16 protein-coding genes and 1 other RNA gene are annotated in these 19,433 nt (G+C 67.8%); 9 read left to right on the top strand and 8 right to left on the bottom strand.

The genetic code is table 11. The annotated features are described in order from the left end of the window. Nucleotides 1–39: 39 nt before the first annotated feature. The 3 genes from KIT53_RS13240 to trxA all read right to left on the bottom strand — a co-directional run bounded on the left by KIT53_RS13240 (nt 40) and on the right by trxA (nt 2,210). Nucleotides 40–294, bottom strand: coding sequence for a type B 50S ribosomal protein L31 (locus KIT53_RS13240; RefSeq protein WP_297753172.1), 255 nt, complete (start codon nt 292–294; stop codon nt 40–42). Nucleotides 295–428: 134 nt separating this feature from the next. Then, a complete protein-coding gene (gene rho / locus KIT53_RS13245; RefSeq protein WP_297753174.1) occupies nt 429–1,691 on the bottom strand; it encodes a transcription termination factor Rho in 1,263 nt (420 codons plus the stop codon). A gap of 186 nt (nt 1,692–1,877) precedes the next feature. Further along, nucleotides 1,878–2,210 carry a thioredoxin TrxA gene (gene trxA, locus KIT53_RS13250; protein ID WP_297753176.1) on the bottom strand — a complete coding sequence of 111 codons (333 nt, stop codon included), beginning with the start codon at nt 2,208–2,210 and terminating at the stop codon, nt 1,878–1,880. A gap of 123 nt (nt 2,211–2,333) precedes the next feature. On the opposite strand from trxA, the gene KIT53_RS13255 reads away from it, so the two are divergent. The 3 genes from KIT53_RS13255 to KIT53_RS13265 all read left to right on the top strand — a co-directional run bounded on the left by KIT53_RS13255 (nt 2,334) and on the right by KIT53_RS13265 (nt 9,719). Further along, a complete protein-coding gene (locus KIT53_RS13255) occupies nt 2,334–4,994 on the top strand; it encodes a PD-(D/E)XK nuclease family protein (protein ID WP_297753178.1) in 2,661 nt (886 codons plus the stop codon). Between the two features lie 61 nt (nt 4,995–5,055). After that, entirely contained in the window at nt 5,056–8,406 is a 3,351-nt protein-coding gene (locus KIT53_RS13260; RefSeq protein WP_297753180.1) for a UvrD-helicase domain-containing protein, read from the top strand. Nucleotides 8,407–8,429: 23 nt separating this feature from the next. Then, the gene (locus KIT53_RS13265; protein ID WP_366521919.1) at nt 8,430–9,719 is read left to right on the top strand and encodes a TIGR03862 family flavoprotein; all 1,290 of its coding nucleotides are present in this window, start codon (nt 8,430–8,432) and stop codon (nt 9,717–9,719) included. Here KIT53_RS13265 and KIT53_RS13270 read toward each other — a convergent pair. Then, the gene (locus KIT53_RS13270) at nt 9,683–10,039 is read right to left on the bottom strand and encodes a DOPA 4,5-dioxygenase family protein (RefSeq protein ID WP_297753182.1); all 357 of its coding nucleotides are present in this window, start codon (nt 10,037–10,039) and stop codon (nt 9,683–9,685) included. The genes KIT53_RS13265 and KIT53_RS13270 overlap by 37 nt on opposite strands. A gap of 558 nt (nt 10,040–10,597) precedes the next feature. Here KIT53_RS13270 and KIT53_RS13275 point away from each other — a divergent pair. Beyond that, nucleotides 10,598–10,990 (top strand): hypothetical protein, encoded by a 393-nt coding sequence (locus KIT53_RS13275; protein ID WP_297753184.1) that lies wholly within the window; start codon nt 10,598–10,600, stop codon nt 10,988–10,990. A gap of 92 nt (nt 10,991–11,082) precedes the next feature. Here the strand turns inward: KIT53_RS13275 and ffs are convergent. Together ffs and KIT53_RS13285 are read right to left on the bottom strand one after the other, a co-directional pair. After that, nucleotides 11,083–11,179, bottom strand: an RNA gene (ffs, locus tag KIT53_RS13280) — signal recognition particle sRNA small type. A 36-nt stretch (nt 11,180–11,215) separates the two neighbouring features. Then, nucleotides 11,216–12,343 (bottom strand): AIR synthase related protein, encoded by a 1,128-nt coding sequence (locus KIT53_RS13285; RefSeq protein WP_297753186.1) that lies wholly within the window; start codon nt 12,341–12,343, stop codon nt 11,216–11,218. A gap of 61 nt (nt 12,344–12,404) precedes the next feature. Here KIT53_RS13285 and dnaX point away from each other — a divergent pair, with 61 nt between their 5' ends. The 5 genes from dnaX (at nt 12,405) to KIT53_RS13310 (ending at nt 16,941) form a co-directional block, all read left to right on the top strand. After that, on the top strand, nt 12,405–14,297 hold the full coding sequence (gene dnaX / locus KIT53_RS13290) for a DNA polymerase III subunit gamma/tau (RefSeq protein WP_297753188.1): 1,893 nt from the start codon (nt 12,405–12,407) through the stop codon (nt 14,295–14,297). Between the two features lie 47 nt (nt 14,298–14,344). After that, nucleotides 14,345–14,677 carry a YbaB/EbfC family nucleoid-associated protein gene (locus KIT53_RS13295; RefSeq protein WP_297753190.1) on the top strand — a complete coding sequence of 111 codons (333 nt, stop codon included), beginning with the start codon at nt 14,345–14,347 and terminating at the stop codon, nt 14,675–14,677. 22 nt (nt 14,678–14,699) lie between these two features. After that, nucleotides 14,700–15,305 carry a recombination mediator RecR gene (recR, locus tag KIT53_RS13300; protein WP_297753192.1) on the top strand — a complete coding sequence of 202 codons (606 nt, stop codon included), beginning with the start codon at nt 14,700–14,702 and terminating at the stop codon, nt 15,303–15,305. A 22-nt stretch (nt 15,306–15,327) separates the two neighbouring features. After that, on the top strand, nt 15,328–15,732 hold the full coding sequence (locus KIT53_RS13305) for an MAPEG family protein (RefSeq protein ID WP_297753194.1): 405 nt from the start codon (nt 15,328–15,330) through the stop codon (nt 15,730–15,732). A gap of 156 nt (nt 15,733–15,888) precedes the next feature. Further along, nucleotides 15,889–16,941 carry an ABC transporter substrate-binding protein gene (locus tag KIT53_RS13310; protein ID WP_297753196.1) on the top strand — a complete coding sequence of 351 codons (1,053 nt, stop codon included), beginning with the start codon at nt 15,889–15,891 and terminating at the stop codon, nt 16,939–16,941. Nucleotides 16,942–16,965: 24 nt separating this feature from the next. On the opposite strand, the gene KIT53_RS13315 is transcribed toward KIT53_RS13310, so the two are convergent. Together KIT53_RS13315 and gloB are read right to left on the bottom strand one after the other, a co-directional pair. Then, nucleotides 16,966–18,603 (bottom strand): transglycosylase SLT domain-containing protein, encoded by a 1,638-nt coding sequence (locus tag KIT53_RS13315; RefSeq protein ID WP_297753198.1) that lies wholly within the window; start codon nt 18,601–18,603, stop codon nt 16,966–16,968. Beyond that, nucleotides 18,603–19,373 (bottom strand): hydroxyacylglutathione hydrolase, encoded by a 771-nt coding sequence (gloB, locus tag KIT53_RS13320; protein ID WP_297753200.1) that lies wholly within the window; start codon nt 19,371–19,373, stop codon nt 18,603–18,605. Before gloB ends, KIT53_RS13315 begins: the two co-directional genes overlap by 1 nt. Between the last annotated feature and the right edge of the window lie 60 nt (nt 19,374–19,433).

Genomic DNA, 19,433 nt, shown 5'->3' on the forward strand with positions numbered 1-19,433 from the left:
GCCTGCGAGGCTGCTTTTTCTGCCGGGGCAGAGGGCCGCTTACTTGGCGGCTTTGGCGTAGCGGTTGCGGAAGCGTTCGACGCGGCCGCCCATGTTGTCCACGCTCTTCTGCGTGCCGGTGTAGAAGGGATGCGATTCGCTGGAGGTATCCAGCTTGAAGAGCGGCAGTTCGCGGCCGTCTTCCATCTTGATGGTTTCCTTGGTGTTGGCGCAGGAGCGCGTCACGAATTTGAAACCGTTGGAGAGGTCCTGGAAGCAGACTTCGCGGTAGTTCGGGTGAATGCCTTCTTTCATGGCGGATCTTTCAGGTCAGGTGCGGCAGCCGCAGGGAACCCATTTCCCCGTACTTTCCGCAATGTGCAAAGCCTCGGATTATACCGTCTTCGGCGCCACCATCCACGGGAGCGCCGCCAGACGAGCGCAGCGGGTCAGCCGCCCCTTCGCATCATGTCGAAGAACTCGGAGTTGTTCTTGGTCGACTTCATGCTCTTGAGCACCATTTCCATGGCCTCGATCTCGTCCATGTTGTACATGAACTGACGCAGGATGCGTGTCTTCTGCAGGATCTCCGGCTGCAGCAGGAGCTCCTCGCGGCGGGTACCGCTGCGGTTGAGCTGGATCGAGGGGAACACGCGCTTTTCATAAAGGCGGCGATCGAGGTGGATTTCGCAGTTGCCGGTGCCCTTGAACTCTTCGAAGATCACCTCGTCCATGCGGCTGCCGGTGTCCACCAGCGCGGTGGCGATGATGGTCAGTGAACCGCCTTCCTCGATCTTGCGCGCCGCGCCGAAGAAACGCTTGGGGCGCTGCAGGGCGTTGGCGTCGACACCGCCGGTCAGCACCTTGCCGCTGGAGGGCAGCACGTTGTTGTAGGCGCGGGCCAGGCGGGTGATGGAGTCGAGCAGGATCACCACGTCCTTCTTGAGTTCCACCAGGCGCTTGGCGCGTTCGATCACCATCTCGGCCACGTGCACGTGGCGCGCGGCAGGTTCATCGAAGGTGGAGGCAATGACTTCGCCGCGCACCGTACGCTGCATCTCGGTCACTTCCTCAGGGCGTTCGTCGACCAGCAGAACCATGAGCACGACCTCGGGGTGGTTGGCCGTGATCGCATGGCATATGTGCTGCATCATCACCGTCTTGCCGCTCTTGGGCGGCGCGACGATGAGGGCGCGCTGACCTTTGCCGATGGGCGCGATGATGTCGATCACCCGGCCGGTGATGTTCTCTTCGCTCTTGATGTCCCGCTCAAGCCGCATCTGCTCCTTGGGGAACAGCGGCGTGAGGTTCTCGAACATGATCTTGTGCTTGTTGTCCTCGGGGGGCAGGCCATTGATCTTGTCGAGCTTGTTGAGGGCAAAGTAGCGTTCGCCATCCTTGGGGATGCGCACCTCGCCTTCGATCATGTCGCCGGTGTGCAGGTTGAAGCGGCGGATCTGGCTGGGCGAGATGTAGATGTCGTCGGTGCTGGCGGTGTAGCTGGTGTCGGGCGCCCGCAGGAAGCCGAAACCGTCGGGCAGCACTTCAAGCACGCCATCCGCGTAGACCAGTTCACCGCCCTTGGCGCGCTTCTTGATGATCGCAAACATCAATTCCTGTTTGCGCATGCGGCCCGTGTTCTCGATTTCGAGCGCTTCGGCCTGCTTGAGGACTTCAGACACGTGAAGTGCCTTGAGTTCGTTGAGGTGCATGGAATTCACTCCGGGGAGGAGTTGAGTCAGTAACCGGGGGAGGGGGCGCCGGCGTCCGGGTGGCGGACGGTGCGCTAGAAGATGGGCGGGTGTCTGTCAGGCCCGCTGGCGCAAATTATGACAGGAAAACAGGGCCTGGGGAAAGCCGGCCCGGGCGTTGCACCGGGGCCGGCATCGGGGATGGGGTCAGGCCAGTTGCTGGTCGATGAAGGCGGTGAGCTGCGCCTTGCTCAGCGCGCCGACCTTGGTGGCGGCCAACTGGCCGTCCTTGAACAGCATCAGCGTGGGAATGCCGCGGATGCCGAACTTGGCGGGCACGTCGCGGTTGTCATCGACGTTGAGCTTGGCGATCTTGAGCTTGCCGTCGTAGGAGCCGGCCACTTCGTCGAGGATCGGGGCGATCATCTTGCAGGGGCCGCACCATTCGGCCCAGAAGTCCACCAGCACCGGCGCCTTGGCTTCCAGCACGTCGGCCTGGAAGCTCGCATCGGAAACGTGTTTGATCAGGTCGCTGGCCATGATTGATCCTAATTAGCGTTGAACGGGGAGGTTACAGTTTGGTCCATTGCCTGGGCGGATACAGCGGGGTGGAGCACCCTCTGCGCACAGACTCCGCACCATTGTGACAGAAACCCCTTTTTCATGACGCCTGTGAGCCCATCCCGCGACCACCCGCCGCAGGCCCACGGGCCGGGCGGCGCGGTGCGGGATGTCCATCTTTCCGAGCGGCTCTGGCAGCGGGCCATTGCGCGCTTGCGGGAACTGATGGCCGAGCGCGACGTGTCGCCGGGGCGCGTGGTGGTTCTGGTGCCTTATGCGCAACTGATGGAGCCAGGGCGGCGCGCCTGGGCCTGTGCCTGCCCGAGTGGTTTTTCTCCGCGCTTCGAATCCAGCCGGAACTGGGCAGCCTCCCTCCAGCCGTTCGCGCCGGGACCCGGAGACATCGGGCTGGACATGGCGCGCGACAGTCTGGTGGCCGCGGCGTTGGTCGACCGTGTGGCGCCCGTGCGCACGGAAGCCGGGCTGCGGGCCGTCATGGCCAGCCGCCTGGTCGAGGCCGCGCGACAGTTGGCGCCTCTGGCGGCCGCTGTGCGGCCCCAGGATCGGCTGGCCTGGGCCGACGGGTTGCGCCAGGCGGCGGCGTTGGGACAGCCCTCTTTGCAGTGGGAAAACCTGCTCGCCTCGCTGGCATTGACCTGGGTGGGGACTTCCGCCTTCGCCACCGACGTGCTCTGGGGTGAGTGTGCCCGCCCTGGCGAGGACGCCGACCTGCTGGTGGTGCTGCAAGGGTTTCAGCAGGACCCGTTGGCCCAGGCTCTGGCCATGCGCTGGGGTGAGCGGGCCAGCGTGCTGCCGCTGTATGAACCGAGTGAGGCCGGGGTTCCGGTGCCAGCCGCACGCCAGCATGCCTGTGGCGACGCCGAGGACGAGGCCCAGCGGGCGGCGGCTTGTGTGATCGCGCGGATCAACGCTGGTTGCGCGCCGGTGGCACTGATCGCCAACGACCGCCTGCTCACACGTCGGGTGAGCGCCATGCTGCACGAAGTGGGACTGCCTGTGCGCGACGAGACCGGCTGGAAACTGTCGACCACGCACGCAGCGGCAGGTCTCATGAGCCTGCTGAGGGCCGCGGATGCGCGCGCGTCCATGGACGACGTGCTGGATCTGCTCAAGCAGGCGCCGCGCTGGGCCGATGCGCAGGTGCGCCCCTTTGAACACCAGGCGCGCGAACTGGGCGTGTCTCGCTGGAGTGCCGCGCGCAGCCATCATGCGCTGGCCACGCTGCTGCCCGAAGGGCTGGCGGCGCTTCTGGAAGGCCTGGGTGCCAGCCGCCCGTTGCCGGACTGGTTGGAGGATCTGGCCGCTGCCCTGCGGGAGAGCGGGTTGTGGGCGCGCCTGGACGCGGACCCGGCCGGTCAGCAGATGCTGCAGGTGCTCAGGCTCAACGAAGGTGCCGCGATGGAACTGGTCAGCGTCGGGCAGGGCATCGCCGCCGCCGATGGGCGCGCGCGTGGCGCGCGCATGCCTTTGGCTGTTTTCACTGCCTGGGTGCGCGATGTCCTTGAAGGAGCCAGCTTCACGCCGCGCCAGGAAGGCGAGGCCATGGTGGTCGTGCTGCCGCTGCCGCAGTTGCTCGGCAGGCACTTCCCGGCCGCGGTGATGCCCGGTTGCGATGAGGTTCATCTGAACCCCAGCCCCGAGCCACCCGGTGAATGGACGGCCGCGCAGCGCGAATGGCTGGGCCTGCCGTCGCGCGAAACCCTGGCCCGGGCGGCGCAACTGGCCTGGCTGCATGCGCGCGAGTGGCCCGAGCTGGACCTGCTCTGGCGCACGCAGGACCGTGGCGAGTCGGTCCAGCCCAGCGGCTGGCTGCAAGGGTTTTCGCCGGCACCGACCGAGGATCCCAGGGGCCTGCGCGCGCTGACGCCCCACGTCGACCCACCGCCGGCACCCAGCGCCGCAGACGTACTTCCCGCCGCACTGTCGGCCAGTGCCTACCAGGATCTGCGCGACTGCCCCTACCGTTTCTATGCGCTGCGGCAGTTGCGGCTGGCCGAGACCGCCGAACTGGACGCGGAACCCGACCAGCGCGACATGGGCAACTGGCTGCATGCCGTGCTGCGCGCGTTCCACGAGCAGCGCGGTGACGCCCGGCCAGGCCGCGAGGCCGACCGTGACGCGCTGGACCGCCTGGCCGATGCCACGGCCCGGGCCATGGGCTTGCAGGGTGGGGAGGGCGAAGCGGGCTTCTTGCCGTACCAGGCGTTGTGGCCGGCCCTGCGCGAGGGCTACCTGGACTGGCTGGCCGGGTTTGAGGCCGCGAGCTCCGGCAGTGGGCCGCGTTTCGAGCGCGCCGAGGCCGAACTGACCGTGAAGATCGGCCCCTGGAGCCTGTTGGGCAAGCTCGATCGCATCGATCGGCAGGACAGCCCCGAGGGCGGCATCCCCATCGTGATCGACTACAAGACCGAGAACCGCCAGAAAACCCTGGACCGGGTGAAGCTGCCGCTGGAGGACACGCAACTGGCCTTCTACGCCGCGCTCATGCCGGATGAGAATTTGCGCGCGGCCTACCTCAGCATCACCGACCGGCGCGGCGATGGACCGCGCGATGCGCCGACGCTGCTGGTGGAGCAGCCAGAGGTACTGGCCGCGCGCGAGGCCTTGCGCGAAGGGCTGGTGCATGACATGGCCCGGGTGGCAGCGGGGCAAGCCATGCCCGCGCTGGGTGAAGGCCGCGTGTGCGAATACTGCGCCGCGCGCGGGTTGTGCCGCAAGGACTTCTGGGAGCATGCCGCATGAGCGCGGCCCGGTGGTTCCACAAGCGCCCGCATCCACGGCGCACCGCGCGGAGGGTGTTCCCATGAACCCGCTGGACCAGGCGGCCTACCGCATCGACGGCGTGCTCACGGCGCGCGAGGCTTTTTACGCTGTCGCGTGCAACCCTGCTCGCAGCGTGGCGGTGGAGGCCTGTGCCGGCGCAGGCAAGACCTGGATGCTGGTGTCGCGCATGCTGCGCGCGCTGCTGGACGGCTGCGCCGCTCAGGACATCCTGGCCATCACCTTCACCCGCAAGGCCGCTGGCGAGATGCGCGAACGCCTTGACGCCGAGTTGCGGCGCTGGAGCCAACTGGACGACAGTGCCCTGGCCGCCGAACTGCGAGCGCGCGGGCTGCCGGCGGACATGGCACGGCAGCGTGTACCGCAGGCACGCGCCCTGCAGGCGCAGGTGGTGGCCCAGGGGCGCCCGGTACAGGTGCGCACCTTTCACGGCTGGTTTGCGGCCTTGCTGCGTGGCGCGCCGCTGAGCGTGCTGCAGTCGCTGCAACTGCCTCTGCAATACGAACTGCTGGAGGACGACGAAAAAGCCGTGAGCCTCGTGTGGCCACGGTTTTACGCCGCGCTCAACGAAGCACCTCCGCTGCGGCAGGACTTCATGGCGTGCGTGGCTCTGCACGGCCGCGCGCAGATGGGCAACGCCTTGAGGAAGGCCTTGCAGAAACGCGTGGAGTTCGCGCTGGCCGACGCAGCGGGCGTGGTGGACACGTCGGTGGAGCCGGTGGCGGAGCTGTTCCCGGAATTCGCAGGTACGGAGGGGGAGCCCCGGCAATGGCTGGTGCGGGACGCCCGTGCCCAGACCCTCTTGCGCGAAGCCGCGCAGGCGCTGGCTGGTGCCAGTGCCCCGAGCTTTGCCGCCAAAGGCCGCGAGCTTGCGCAGGCGCTGGACGGCGGCGATGCCGCAGGCGTGCTCGATGCCCTGTTGACGCAGAAAGGCGAGCCGCGCAAGTTCGGCGAAAAGATCGCTGGCATCGACTCGGTGCGCACCGCGCAGGATCTGGCCCAGCGCACCGTGGCGGCCCAGGCGCAGCACACGGCCTGGCTGCACCACCATCGCATGGCCCGTCTCACCCGCGCGCTGTTGCAGAGCTACGCCCAGCTCAAGCGCGAACGCGGCTGGGTGGACATGAACGACGTGGAAGGGGCGGCGCGCCGGCTGCTGGGTGACGCCGAGCTCTCGGGCTGGCTGCAGCAGCGTCTGGATGCGCGCGTGCGACACGTGCTCATCGACGAATTCCAGGACACCAATCCGCTGCAATGGCAGGCGCTTTACGGCTGGCTCTCCGCCTACGCAGGTGCGGGCGCAGGTGAAGCCCCGGGCGTGTTCCTGGTGGGCGACCCCAAGCAATCGATCTACCGCTTTCGCCGCGCGGAGCCGCAGGTGTTCAAGGCGGCACAGGCCTTCGTGGTGGAAGGGCTGGGCGGCGCGCTGCTCAGTTGCGACCACACGCGGCGCTGTGCGCCAGCGGTCGTGGTCGCACTCAACAGCGTGATGAGCGAGGCGGTCCAGCAAGGGCAGTACAGCAGCGACTTCCGAGCCCACACCACCGAGAGCAGGGAAGACGGCGCCGTGCTGTGCCTGCCCCAACTGGCGCGTGATACCCGGGAACCGGCCGCCGAGGCAGCGGACGACGGCTGGCGTGACAGCCTGCTGACCCCCCGCGTGACGCCTGAGGACAGCATGGCGTCGCGCGAGGCCGCGCAGGCGGCCGACTGGGTGGTCGGTGAAATCGCCGCCGGGCGGGTGCGCCCGGACGAGGTGATGGTGCTCTCGCGCCGGCGCGAACGCCTGACCTGGATGTTCGAGGCCTTGCGTGAGCGCGGGGTGGCCAGCGAGCAACCCGAGAAGCTCGAACTGGGCGACGCACCGGCCGTGCAGGACGTGGTGGCGCTGCTCGACGTGCTCGTCTCCGTCGGCCACGACCTGAGCCTGGCACGCGCGCTGAAGTCACCGCTGTTCGGTTGGCACGACGACGACCTCGCGCAATTGGCGCGTCTGCGGCAGCAATGGTCGCCGGCCCGCGCCCCCGGCAGCCTGGAGGCGCCGGCTCGCCTGTCCTGGTGGGACGTGATGCAGCGGCTGGCCGGGCTGGCCAGCGCCGATCAGGTGAGTGCCGCAGGGGACTCCGCCCGCGCCGTCCGCATCACCGATGCCGCACAACGCCTTGCCCGCTACCGCGAATGGGTATGGGCGCTGCCCCCGCACGACGCGCTCTCGGCCATCTATGCCCAGGGCGATGTTCTCGCTCGCTTCGCCCAAGCCGTGCCCGCCGCACAGCGGCTGGCCGTCCAGGCGCAGTTGCGCGACCTGCTCTCCCAGTCGCTGGCGCTGGAAGGCGGGCGTTTCCTGACGCCGTACCGCCTGGTGCGCGCGCTCAAAGCCGGTGGCATCAAGGCCACACCGGTGCACACGCCCGGTGCCGTGCGCCTGCTCACCATCCATGGCGCCAAGGGGCTGGAGGCGCACACCGTGCTGATGCTGGACACCGATACCGGCAGCGCGCGCCCGGAAAGCATGGGCGTGCTCGTCGACTGGCCGGGCGAAGACCCGGCGCCGCGCCGCTTCGTCTTTCTCGCCAGCGAGAAGCAGCCACCCGCATGCGCCGCCGACGCGCTGGCCATTGAGCAGCAGGCCCGTTCGCTCGAAGAACTCAACGCGCTTTACGTTGCCATCACACGCGCCGCGACGCGCCTGGTGATCTCGAGTTTCCAGCCCCACCAGCGCAGCGCGCAGAACACCACCTGGTACGAGCGCCTGCAGCCGCGGGCCGATGCCGTGCCCAGCGTGCCGGTGCCCATCACCGAGGCCGCGCAGTCGGCCATGCCCATTCCCAGCCTGCCGTGCCTGCCCGCGCTGGACGCGGCCATGGTGCCGCCGCGCGCGCCCGTGGAGCCCACCGAGGCGCGCGACGACACCGCCACGCGCCTCGGCCTGGCGATGCACCGGCTGTTGCAATGGCGGCCCACACCGGTGCGGGACTTCACCTGGAGCGACGTCCATGTGCAGGCCGTGGCGCGCGAGTTCGAGCTGGATGCCCCGCTGGCCCGCGAAGCCCTGGCCATGGCCCGCCGCATCGTCTCCGGTCCCGCTGCGTGGGCCTGGGATGCCGACCAGCTTCGGCACTGGGGCAACGAGGTGGCGCTGTTCCACGAAGGCCAGTCGTGGCGGCTGGACCGCCTGGTGCGCCGACGAGACACGGGCGACTGGTGGGTGCTGGATTTCAAGAGCGCCGCCCAGCCACAGCAGCAGCCCGAGTTGCTGGCGCAGATGCAGCGCTACCGCGAGGCCATGGTCGCCGCACGGCCTGGTGAACCCGTGCGCCTGGCCTTCATCAATGCCCAGGGCCACCTGATCGAACTCCCGTCCTCGTCATGAGCAATCCCGTTTCGGAAACGTTCTTGGAAGTGGCCGTCATCGGCGGTGGCCCCGCCGGCCTGATGGCGGCAGAGGTGATGAGCCGCGCCGGCGTGTCCGTGCACGTGTTCGACGCCATGCCTTCGGTGGGGCGCAAGTTCCTGCTGGCAGGCAAAGGCGGCATGAACCTCACCCACGCCGAACCCTTGCCCGCCTTCGTGTCCCGCTATGGCAGGCAGGCAACACGCGTGCAGGCATGGCTCCAGGCGTTCGGTCCGCAGGCCGTGCGCGACTGGGCGAACGGGCTGGGCATAGACACCTTCGTGGGCAGCTCCCAGCGCGTATTTCCGTCCGACATGAAAGCCGCACCGCTGCTGCGCGCCTGGCTGCACCGCCTGCGGCACCCAGCGCCCGGTGGCGCACCGGTGCAACTGCACATGCGCCACCGCTGGCTGGGCTGGACGCCAGAGGGCGCGCTGCGCCTGGGCACCCCGCAGGGCGAACGCACGGTCCAGGCGCGTGCCACGGTATTGGCGCTCGGTGGTGCCAGCTGGGCGCGTCTGGGCTCAGACGGCGCCTGGTTCCCGTGGCTGCAGGCCGCGGGTGTGCCCGTGGCACCGCTGCAACCCAGCAACTGCGGCTTCGACGTGGTGGGTGGCTGGACCCCGTTCTTTGCCGAACGCCATGCGGGCCAGCCTTTCAAGTCGGTCGCCATCCGCGTGCGAGACGACGCGGGTCAGGTGCTGTTCCACCGCAAGGGCGAGTTTGTCGCCACCGCCACCGGCGTGGAGGGCAGCCTGGTCTATGCCGCTTCCAGCCTGCTGCGCGAACAGATCCAAGACCACGGGCAGGCCCGCTTCGAGCTGGACCTGCTCCCCGACCGCACGCCCGAGCAGGTGCTGGCCCAGGTGGCCCACCCACGGGGCTCGCGCAGTGTCTCCAGCCACCTCAAAAGCCGGCTGGGTCTGGACGGCATCAAGATGGCCATCGTCAACGAACTGCTGGACAAAGCCAGCCTGCACGACCCGGCCCGGCTTGCCGGCGCGCTCAAGGCCCTGCCCGTCACGCTGGCGCAGGCGCGGCCGATCGACGAAGCCATCAGCACCGCAGGCGGGGTGCGGCTGGACGGGTTGGACGAGCACCTCATGGTGTCGGCGTGCCCGGGCCTGTTCTGTGCGGGAGAGATGCTGGACTGGGAAGCGCCCACCGGCGGCTACCTGCTGACCGCTTGCCTGGCCAGCGGCGTGGTGGCCGGGCAGGGCGTGCTCGCCTACCTCGCCACAGAGCTCACACCGTCTCAGCTACCACCCAGCACCGACAGATCCAGCGTATAGGACCGGCCCAGCCACAGCGCACTGTCGCGGTGGTCACCCAGCTCGTCGCCGGTATTGGGGTGGATGAACACATCCAGCCCCCCATGGTTCAGGGCCAGCCAGCCCACCACATGGCTGAAATTCGCCGGCTCAAAGGCCAACTGGTAGCTCCAAGCCGGATGAGGCCCCACAGGCCGCTCATGAAACCGCCCCATCTCCACCCTCGCCGCCAACTCCAGCCCCACCAGTTCACGCAAGGCCCACGCAGCATCGCGCGAAGCGGCATCGAAGTAGACGTGGGCGTGCCAACTGTGGATGTGGCTGGGATTGCGAGCGGTCATTCGGGATGGGGGAAGGGAGGGTGACGAGCCTTGGCATTGCCAAGTTGCTGAAAAATACAACTAAATAAATAACTTGTGAGATTTTTATTCGTCGCAAGTGATACAGGGCGGTGCGAACCCCATGCTAGCCGAGTCCAACTCCAACTCCAGAACCTACGTCGTTGCAATGCTCGTTGGCCGCGTTGTCGCAAGAAGGTGTGCTTGACCCATAGCTCTGTCGAGCAGGACCACACCGTCGAAGCCGGTTGAGTATGTGGCCTCCAATGTGTGGGAGGGGATGTGCACCGCCGTGGAGCCTGTGAATCCCTCTGCGACGATGAGCAGATAGACGGTTGACGTCTTTTGGCGGTACGCACTCAGCTTGGGTTCTTTCCCATGTATCGCCTTGCGGAGTCTCGCCGGGTCTAGAGAGCCAACCGACCACGCCTTCACCGAGTGCCACCGCTCGAACTGCCAGTCCTCAATATAGTGAATAAATACGGTCGATACGTAGGTCCAGAGAGGAGACCCCAAGCAATCGACCCGAACTTTCCAATCTTTACTTTCACGGCCTGAGGCGTGCTGAAGCACGAGTTCTGCGATCTGCCGCGCAGCGTCCTCTCTATCGACAGTTCGTGCCAGATCGATCTCGCGCTGAAACAAAACAGCGACATCTATGCCGAGTCCCAGATGGGCGATGTTCCGCGCTCTAGTGCACACTTTCCGTCGCTGTGCCTCGCCGCTCTTTACCGTCTCATTCACGAGTTCCGTCACCTCGATTCCGACAGAGCCTCCCGCAAGCATCACATCTGGACTTTCACCCGGTACTTCTTCTCCCAACTCATGAGGCCACACTCCGGGCAAGGCTTCCCGTGCAATGCGGACAAACGCGATCTCTCGGGCTTTCTTTTGGTCGGCGGTGTTTCGACTCATACAGAGACCGGTCAAACCTGCCATGTGACCTCACGTTGAACGCAACGTGTCACAGTCGGGTGCTACAAGAGGGCCTTATGAGGCCTTTGGTCTCGACAACCTGTTGATGCACAACAGGTTTTTTATAGAAGGGTGACGAGCCTTGACCCCGGCACTGGCTACACAGTTAGGGCTGCTTGGTTCCCCACCTGACCCGGTTGGCCGCTTCACCATGCGGGAAGGCCCGTCGAGGGCTATTGTAGGCGAGGTGAGGGGGGCGCCTGGTCAGCGCAATTGCAAGTCCTCGTTGCCGAAGGTGACGTTGATGGGTTCGATGATGAGTTGCTTGGGGCCGGCTTCGACCTGGCCGGCGACCAGGGCGGACACGCCTTGTGCACGGGCGATTTCCACCGTGCGTTCGGCTTCGTCGGCGTGGACGAAGAGTGCGAAGCCGGCGCCCATGTTGAGGGTGCTGTAGGCCTCGCGGTCGTCCTGTTTGGCGTGCTGCTGCATGAACTTGAGCACGGGCGTCACTTCGGGGATGCGGGTGATGCGGTAGGTGAGTTCTGCGGGGTGGCGCAGCAACTTGCGCCAGCCGTGGCCGGTGATGTTGGCGCAGTAGCGCGGGGTGATGCCGGCGCGGTAGAGCGCTTCGGTCACGGGGGAGTAGAGCACGGTGGGCGCGAGCAGGGCTTCGCCGTAGCTCAGGCCGGGGGTGACTTCGGTGAGGTAGCCCTGCGGCAGGCGTTCGGCCAGCTTGCGCGCCAGGCTCAGGCCGTTGGCGTGGATGCCGCTGGAGGCCAGCAGCACGATGGCGTCGCCCGCGCCCAGGCGGTCACCGACGGAGAGGCGTTCCTTGGGGTTGATGAGGCCGGTGCAGGACGCGGCGAGGTCGATGCGGCCGGGCTCCACGATGCCGGCGAGCGCGGGGGTCTCGCCGCCGCCCCAGGCCACGCCACAGGTGTCACAGGCTTTCTTCCAGCCGGCCACCAGGGCCTGGGCGCGCCGGGCGTCGCCAAACCAGTCGCTGCCGCCGGCGGCCCAGTAGGCCTGCACCACCAGGGGCGTGGCGCCCACGGTGATGAGGTCGTTGATCGCCATGGCGATGGTGTCCTGCGCGATGCCTTCGTAGTAGCTGCGGCCGGTCAGGCGTGCCATTTCGTCGGCCACCAGGGCCTTGCTGCCCAGGCATTCGACGATGCTGGCGAGGTAGAACGGGCCCACGTCCACCACGTAGGCGGATTCGCCGCGGGAGGCGGCGATTTCAGAGAATCCGTGTGCGCCCAGGTGGGCGCCGGTGGCGGCGGCGGCGCGCTGGGCTGCCACTTTCAGGGGGTCGATCAGGTCGTAGTTGACGCCGGCCTGTTCGTAGCTCAGCGTGCCTTCGGCGGCGGGGGAGGTGGGGGATGACATGGGGGGATTATCCGGGATCGCCGGGGCGGGCCGCCGGGGGGTGCCCCGTAGAATGCGGGGCATGTCCTATCTCGTGCTCGCCCGCAAGTACCGCCCCAAGACCTTTGCCGAAATGGTGGGGCAGGCGCATGTGGTGCAGGCGCTTTCGAACGCGTTGACGTCCCAGCGGCTTCACCACGCGTACCTGTTCACCGGTACGCGCGGCGTGGGCAAGACCACGGTCTCGCGCATCCTGGCCAAGTCGCTCAATTGCGTGGGGCCGGACGGGCAGGGCGGCATCACCGCCGAGCCCTGCGGTGTCTGCCAGGCCTGCACCGACATCGACAGTGGGCGCTTCGTGGACTACACCGAGCTGGACGCCGCTTCCAACCGGGGTGTGGACGAGGTCCAGGCGCTGCTGGAGCAGGCGGTCTACAAGCCGGTGCAGGGGCGTTTCAAGGTCTTCATGATCGACGAAGTCCACATGCTGACCAACACGGCTTTCAACGCCATGCTGAAGACGCTGGAGGAGCCGCCCGAGTACCTGAAGTTCGTGCTGGCCACGACCGACCCGCAGAAGGTGCCGGTGACGGTGCTCTCCCGCTGCCTGCAGTTCAACTTGCGCCCCATGGCACCCGAGACGGTGCTGGAGCACCTGCAGCAGGTGCTGCAGGCCGAACAGGTGACGGCCGACGTGCAGGCTCTGCGGCTGCTGTCGCGCGCCGCGCGCGGCTCCATGCGCGACGCGCTTTCCCTCACCGACCAGGCGATTGCCTTTGGCGGTGGCCAGTTGCAGGAAGCGGCGGTGCGCCAGATGCTGGGGGCGGTGGACCGCTCGTATGTGCTGCGCCTCATCGATGCGCTGGCGCGTGGCGACGGAGCCGATGTGGTGGATACGGCCGAGGCGTTGCGCGTCAACGGCCTGAGCGCGGCGTCCACCCTGGAGGAAATGACCGGTGTGTTGCAGCGCATGGCGGTGCTGCAGGCCGTGCCTGGGCGTGCGCCAGCCGAAGACCATGACGACCCGGACGAGCTGCGCATTGCCGAACTGGCCCAGGCGCTGCCGGCCGACGAGACGCAACTGCTCTACAGCCTGTGCCTGCATGGCCGTGCGGAGCTGGGCCTCGCGCCCGACGAGTACGCCGCCTTGACCATGGTGCTGCTGCGCTTGCTGGCCTTCAAGCCCGGTGGGTCGGCCGCGGCGGCCCCGGCGGAAAAAAAAACACTGAAAACGGCTGAAACGCCGCCCGTGGTGGCGGCTGCTCCGGCGGTGGCGCCTGCGGCGCCGGTGCCGGTGCCGATGCCGGTGGTGGCCCGGCCGCCTGCCGTGGTGCCCGTGCCGCCTACGCGCGCCGTGCCGGTCGTGAGCACACCACCCCGCGCCGCCGAGCCCGCACCACCGGCCGAACTGGACGAGGCCCCCTGGCCTGACGACGATGGCCCACCCTGGGAGGAAGCCAGCCCGGCGCCGCGCCGCGTGGTGGCCGTGCCTGTGCGCGATGCCGGCGACCCCGGGCCGCTGGACCAGCCGCAACCGCGCGCCGAGCGCGGTGCGCTGGCCTTGCTGCCGGCGGCCCCTGGCGGCAGCGTGGAGGGGGATTTCTGGTTCGAGACGGTGATGCAACTGGTCAAGGCCGAAGCAATTACCGCGCTGGTGCGCGAACTCGGGCTGCAGTCGCAGCTCGTGGCGCGTGACGAGGGCCAGTGGCTGCTGCGCGTGGAGCGCGAATCGCTCAACCAGGGCAATGGCCGCGAACGGCTGGCGAACGCCCTCAAGACCCTGGGCCACGAGGTGCGTCTGGCGGTGGAGATCGGGACCGTCACCGACTCACCTGCGCGCCGTCTGGCCTACGAGGCCCAGCGGCGTCAGCAGGAAGCCGAGGCCGTGATCCTGGGCGACCCGTTCGTGCAGGCGATGATGCGCGACTTTGGCGGCAAAATCGTGCCCGGCACGCTCAAGGCCAGCAGCGTCTGAGGCGCGCTGGCCATTTCTCTCTCATTCAGACAGACACAAGGAAGACCATGTTCAACAAAGGACAACTCGCCGGCCTCATGAAGCAGGCCCAGGCGATGCAGGACAACCTCAAGAAGGCGCAAGAAGAACTGGCGAACATCGAAGTGACGGGCGAGTCCGGCGCGGGTCTGGTGAAGGTGGTCATGACCTGCAAGCACGACGTCAAGCGCGTGACCATCGATCCCAGTCTTCTGGCCGATGACAAGGACATGCTCGAAGACCTGGTGGCCGCGGCCTTCAACGCCGCCGTGCGCAAGGCAGAAGAAACCTCCAACGAAAAGATGGGCAAGATCACCGCCGGCATGCCGGGCCTGCCTGGCGGCATGAAGTTCCCGTTCTGAGCACGTCCGCCGCCTGCTCGCCATGGCCGACAACCATTCGCTGGAGGTGCTCGTGCAGGCGCTTCGCCGCCTGCCGGGTGTGGGGGTGAAGTCGGCGCAACGCATGGCTTTTCATTTGCTGCAGCACGACCGGCAGGGCGCCCAGCAACTGGCGCGTGCGCTGGACCACGCCGTGACCACGGTGAAGCATTGCGCGCTCTGCCACACCTTCACGGAAGACGAGGTCTGCGCCACCTGCCGCGACCCGCGGCGTGACCACGGGCAGCTGTGCGTGGTGGAGACGCCGGCAGACCAGGCGGCGATGGAACGCACCGGGGCCTACAAGGGGCTGTACTTCGTGCTCATGGGCAAGCTCAGTCCGCTCGATGACGTGGGCCCGCGCGACATCGGATTGCAGAAACTTTTCGACCGCGTCGCGGGCACCGTGCCCGAGGAGCCCGCCGTGCGCGAGCTGATTCTGGCGACCAACTTCACCGCCGAAGGCGAGACCACGGCCCACCTGATCGCGCAGGCGCTCAAGGGCAGTGGCGTGCAGGTGACGCGGCTGGCGCGGGGGGTGCCGGTGGGCAGTGAGCTGGAGTACGTGGACCTGGGCACCATTGCCCATGCACTGGTGGACCGGCGCTGAGCGGTCCGCGAGGAAGGAACCCATGAAGATCGCTGGATTGACGGTGGCCTACTGGTCGGTGCTGGTGGCGGCCCTGCTGCCCTTGGTGTGTGGCTGGCTGGCCAAGTCGGGCGCTTTGGGCAAGCCGCGGCGCGAGGGCGGGTTCGACAACCACGATCCGCGTGCCTGGATGTCGCGCCAGACCGGTTGGCGCGCACGCGCCAACGCCGCGCAGGCCAACAGCTTCGAGGCGTTGCCCTTCTTCATCGGCGCGGTGGTCATCGCGCACCAACTGGGCGCCACGCAGATCCGTGTGGACGTGCTGGCCTTCGTGTTCGTCGTGCTGCGCCTGCTCTACATCATGATGTACGTGGCCGACATGGCCACTGCGCGCAGCCTCATCTGGGCGCTGGCGTTTCTGGTGAACGTTGCCATTCTTTTTGCCTGAAACCCGCCGAAACGGGCAAGGTCTTTTTGTTACATCGGCGCGTGCTTTTGGGCTCGGTACAAACCCGGTCGGGAATGGTCCCGATGCGGAACTCGCGCCCCGCCTCTAGTCTCAAGACCCGATATACGCAGCTTATCCAGAGAGGAATGCCGGGTCATGTGGAGTCGCCGACATTGGGGTCGAGCCTTTGCGCTGGGGGCCTTGGCCACCGCGCTGCCGCCCCTGCGTGCGCAAGGCGCCTCTGCCCCGGCTGCGCGGGTCGCCGCCGCACGCCAGGTGATCGCGGCCTATGACCGCGCCTCGTTCTGCTACCTGCCACTGACCATTGCGGAGCGGCTGGGCTTCTTTGCGCAGGAAGGGCTGGACGTGGATGTGCGCGAGTTCGCCGACGCCCAGCAAGCCACGCAGGCGGTGCTGGGTGGAGCGGCTCAGGTGCTCTCTGCCTCCTACAGCTCCGCCATCAGCTTGCAGGCCCGGGGGCAGAGCTTCCAGTCCTTCGTGCTGCAGGGTCGGGCACCGCAGGTGGTGCTGGGCATCTCGATCAAGACCATGGGGCATTTCCGCGAACTGGCCGACCTGCGCGGGCGGCGCGTGGGCGTGGTCGCCGACGGCTCGGCCTCGCACCGCGTGGCCAGCCTCGTGTTGGGCAAGGCCGGCTTGCGGCCTGGTGAGGTGCAGTACGTGGCCCAGCCATCGCCGGCTCTGGCCCTGCAGGCCTTTCGGCGGGGCCAACTGGATGCCATCAGCTACACCGATCCGACTGTGACCGAGCTGGAGCAGGGGGGCGAATTGCGGGTGGTGGTCGACACGCGCAGCACGCGCGGCACGGCCGAGGTTTTCGGTGGGCCCATGCCTTCGGGCTGCCTGTGTGCGCCGGTCGAGTTCCTGACCCAGCAACCCAAGGTCAGCCAGGCCATGGCCGATGCCCTGGTGCACGCGTTGAAGTGGCTACAGACAGCAGGTCCGTCGGATCTGATCAAGGCGGTGCCCGAGCGCTACTTCCACGGAGACCGTGCGCTCTACCTCGCAGCGTTTGCGCGCGTGCGTGAGGCCTGGACGGTGGACGGTCTCATGCCCGAGGCCGGTCCTGCCACCGCAGCGCGCATGCTGGCACTGTTCGAGGAGCCCGAGTCGGTGCGGCGCGTGGACCTCGCGCGCACCTTCACCAATGACTTCGCCCGCAAAGCCAAGGCGCGCTTCAGGGCCTGACCAGCCCTGAAGCCTGTGGCTGTTTCAGGGCTTGCGCTCTGGCTTGGTGCTGGAGGCGACGCGCGTCTTGCTGTTGCTGTGGCCGCTGCTGCTGGCCTTGGTCTTGCCCTTGGCGGTCTTGCTGGCCACGGTGGTGGTGGCCTGGGTCTTGCCTTTGCTGGCCGAGGCCTTGGCGGTGGACGTCCGCTGGGCGGGTGCCTTCTTGGCGGCACTGGCCACCGCGGCCCGCTTGGGCAACAGGAGGGTGATGCGCTGACCCGCCTTGAGCGGGGCATTGACGGCGAGCTTGTTCCATTCGGCCGCGCTGACCGGGCTCACGCCGTGCCGACGCGCCAGGCGCGCAAGGTTTTCGCCCTGGCGCGCGCGCACCGTGGTGCGCGTGAGCACGATCTCTGGCTGCAGGCTGAGGCTGGCGTTGTCGGCCACGTGCACCGGCACGTCGCCATGGTGGCGGTCCGAGCGCGGTACCAGCAGGCTGGAGCCCGCGCGCACCTGCATGCGCGGCGGGATGTTGTTCACGCGGCGCAGCTCGGCTTCGGTCATGCCGGTGCGCGCGGCCGCCTGCGCCACGGTCATGGTGCTGGGCACCACCCATGCGGTCCAACTGGCCAGGGGACCGGCGTAGCTCTGCAGGTGGTCCTCGAAGATCACCGCGTTGTCCCAGGGCAGCAGGATGTTGGGCGTGCCCGCCGCCATCACCATGGGTTGCTTGAGCGAGGGGTTGAGCACGCGGAAATCGGCCTCGCTGATGCCCGCCAGCCTGGCGATGACGGCCACGTCCATGTCGCGCCTGATCGTGACGGTGTCAAAGAAGGGGTGGTTGCCGATCAAGGGCAGGGTGGTGTTGTAGGCCTCGGGCCGGGCGATGATGTTCTTGACCGCCTGCAGCTTGGGCACATAGAGGCGGGTTTCTGCGGGCATGGCCAGATCGGTGTAGCCGGTGGGCTCGCCCTGGCGCTGGTTGCGGGTGATGGCGCGGTTCACATTGCCCTGTCCCCAGTTGTAGGCGGCCAGCGCGAGGTGCCAGTCGCCAAAGCGGGCGTAGAGCTGTTGCAGGTAGTCCAACGCGGCGCGGGTGGAGGCCAGCACGTCGCGCCGGTCGTCCCGGAACACGTTCTGCTTGAGGTCGAACGACTCGCCGGTGGCCGGCATGAACTGCCACATGCCGGCGGCACGCGCGCTGGAGACCGCCTGCGGATTGAACGCGCTCTCGATGAAGGGCAGCAGGGCCAGCTCCATGGGCAGGTTGCGGCGCTCGATCTCTTCGACGATGTGGAACAGGTAGCGGCTGGAGCGCTCGGTCATGCGCTGGATGTAGTCCGGCCGCGTGGCATACCACTGTTCGCGGTCGCGCACGAGGTCACCCTGCAGGTCGGGCATGGCGAAACCGCGGCGGATGCGGTCCCAGAGATCCGCGGGGGCGGCGAGGCTGGCCACGGCGGGAGGGCGGGTCTCGGCGGTGCCGATGGAACTCAGCGGGGCCTGAGGATAGACCGGCAGCGAGGGGGTCGAAGATGCGGCGGGGGCGCTTTGAGGTGCGGGGGTGGATGCGGGTGCGGACGGCGGCAGCGAGGTGGCGCAGCCCGAGAGCACCAGCAGGAGTGCGATGCCGGCGCTCAGCAGCCAGCGGGATGGGGTCCTGGCAGGCGGGGAAAGGGTCATCAAAATACGTTCTTCCATTCCCGGAGCGTGGCGAACACGCTCACGGCATCGGTGGGTTGGCCCGGCGCATGGGCCTGGGCGGACCGCACCACCTCGGCCTGCGTTGCCCGCAGAAAGGGGTTGATGCGTTTTTCCAGGCCGATGGAGCTGGGCAGAGTGGGAAAGTTCTGCGCGCGCAGGGCTTCACAGCTGCGCTGGTAGGCCGCGAGGTCGGCGTTGTGCGGTTCGACCGCTCGCGCGAAGCGCAGGTTGGACAGCGTGTACTCGTGCGTGCAGCAGACGCGCGTGTCGTCTGGCAGCGTGGCCAGGCGGGAGAGTGAATCCAGCATCTGGGCGGGCGTGCCTTCGAACAGCCGGCCGCAGCCGCCCGAGAACAGGGTGTCGCCACAGAACAGCAGTGGCGCGCCTTCGGCGTGTGCCGCGTAGTAGGCGATATGCCCGGCGGTATGGCCGGGCACATCGATCACTTCGAAGCGCAGGCCCATGGCGTTCACCTCGTCGCCACCGCCCACGCGGCGCAGCGGCTCGGGCATGCGCTCGCGCGCCGGCCCTGTCACCTGGGCGCCCGTGGCCTCGCGCAGCGCGGCCACGCCGCCGGTGTGGTCCGGGTGGTGGTGGGTGATGAGGATGGTTTCCAGCCGCAGGTTCTGGCGCCGCAGCCAGGCGACCACACCCTCTGACTCGCCCGGATCGACCACCAGCGCCCGTTCACCATCGTGCAAGGCCCAGATGTAGTTGTCGCTGAAGGCGGGAATGGGGGTGAGGTGCATCGGCTGGCGCTGGATTTCGGGTGGGGGCGTGTAGAGTGCGGGCTGGCCGTTGCGGCGTCC

This window comes from Hydrogenophaga sp. (genome assembly GCF_026125785.1).
Taxonomy (GTDB): Bacteria; Pseudomonadota; Gammaproteobacteria; order Burkholderiales; family Burkholderiaceae_C; genus Hydrogenophaga.

Bases quoted from the DNA above. Each gene is read 5' to 3' on its own strand.
- KIT53_RS13240 (WP_297753172.1), bottom strand. From the start codon at position 294: ATGAAAGAAGGCATTCACCCGAACTACCGCGAAGTCTGCTTCCAGGAC.
- rho (WP_297753174.1), bottom strand. From the start codon at position 1,691: ATGCACCTCAACGAACTCAAGGCACTTCACGTGTCTGAAGTCCTCAAG.
- trxA (WP_297753176.1), bottom strand. From the start codon at position 2,210: ATGGCCAGCGACCTGATCAAACACGTTTCCGATGCGAGCTTCCAGGCC.
- KIT53_RS13255 (WP_297753178.1), top strand. From the start codon at position 2,334: ATGACGCCTGTGAGCCCATCCCGCGACCACCCGCCGCAGGCCCACGGG.
- KIT53_RS13260 (WP_297753180.1), top strand. From the start codon at position 5,056: ATGAACCCGCTGGACCAGGCGGCCTACCGCATCGACGGCGTGCTCACG.
- KIT53_RS13270 (WP_297753182.1), bottom strand. From the start codon at position 10,039: ATGACCGCTCGCAATCCCAGCCACATCCACAGTTGGCACGCCCACGTC.
- KIT53_RS13285 (WP_297753186.1), bottom strand. From the start codon at position 12,343: ATGTCATCCCCCACCTCCCCCGCCGCCGAAGGCACGCTGAGCTACGAA.
- dnaX (WP_297753188.1), top strand. From the start codon at position 12,405: ATGTCCTATCTCGTGCTCGCCCGCAAGTACCGCCCCAAGACCTTTGCC.
- KIT53_RS13295 (WP_297753190.1), top strand. From the start codon at position 14,345: ATGTTCAACAAAGGACAACTCGCCGGCCTCATGAAGCAGGCCCAGGCG.
- recR (WP_297753192.1), top strand. From the start codon at position 14,700: ATGGCCGACAACCATTCGCTGGAGGTGCTCGTGCAGGCGCTTCGCCGC.
- KIT53_RS13305 (WP_297753194.1), top strand. From the start codon at position 15,328: ATGAAGATCGCTGGATTGACGGTGGCCTACTGGTCGGTGCTGGTGGCG.
- KIT53_RS13310 (WP_297753196.1), top strand. From the start codon at position 15,889: ATGTGGAGTCGCCGACATTGGGGTCGAGCCTTTGCGCTGGGGGCCTTG.
- KIT53_RS13315 (WP_297753198.1), bottom strand. From the start codon at position 18,603: ATGACCCTTTCCCCGCCTGCCAGGACCCCATCCCGCTGGCTGCTGAGC.
- gloB (WP_297753200.1), bottom strand. From the start codon at position 19,373: ATGCACCTCACCCCCATTCCCGCCTTCAGCGACAACTACATCTGGGCC.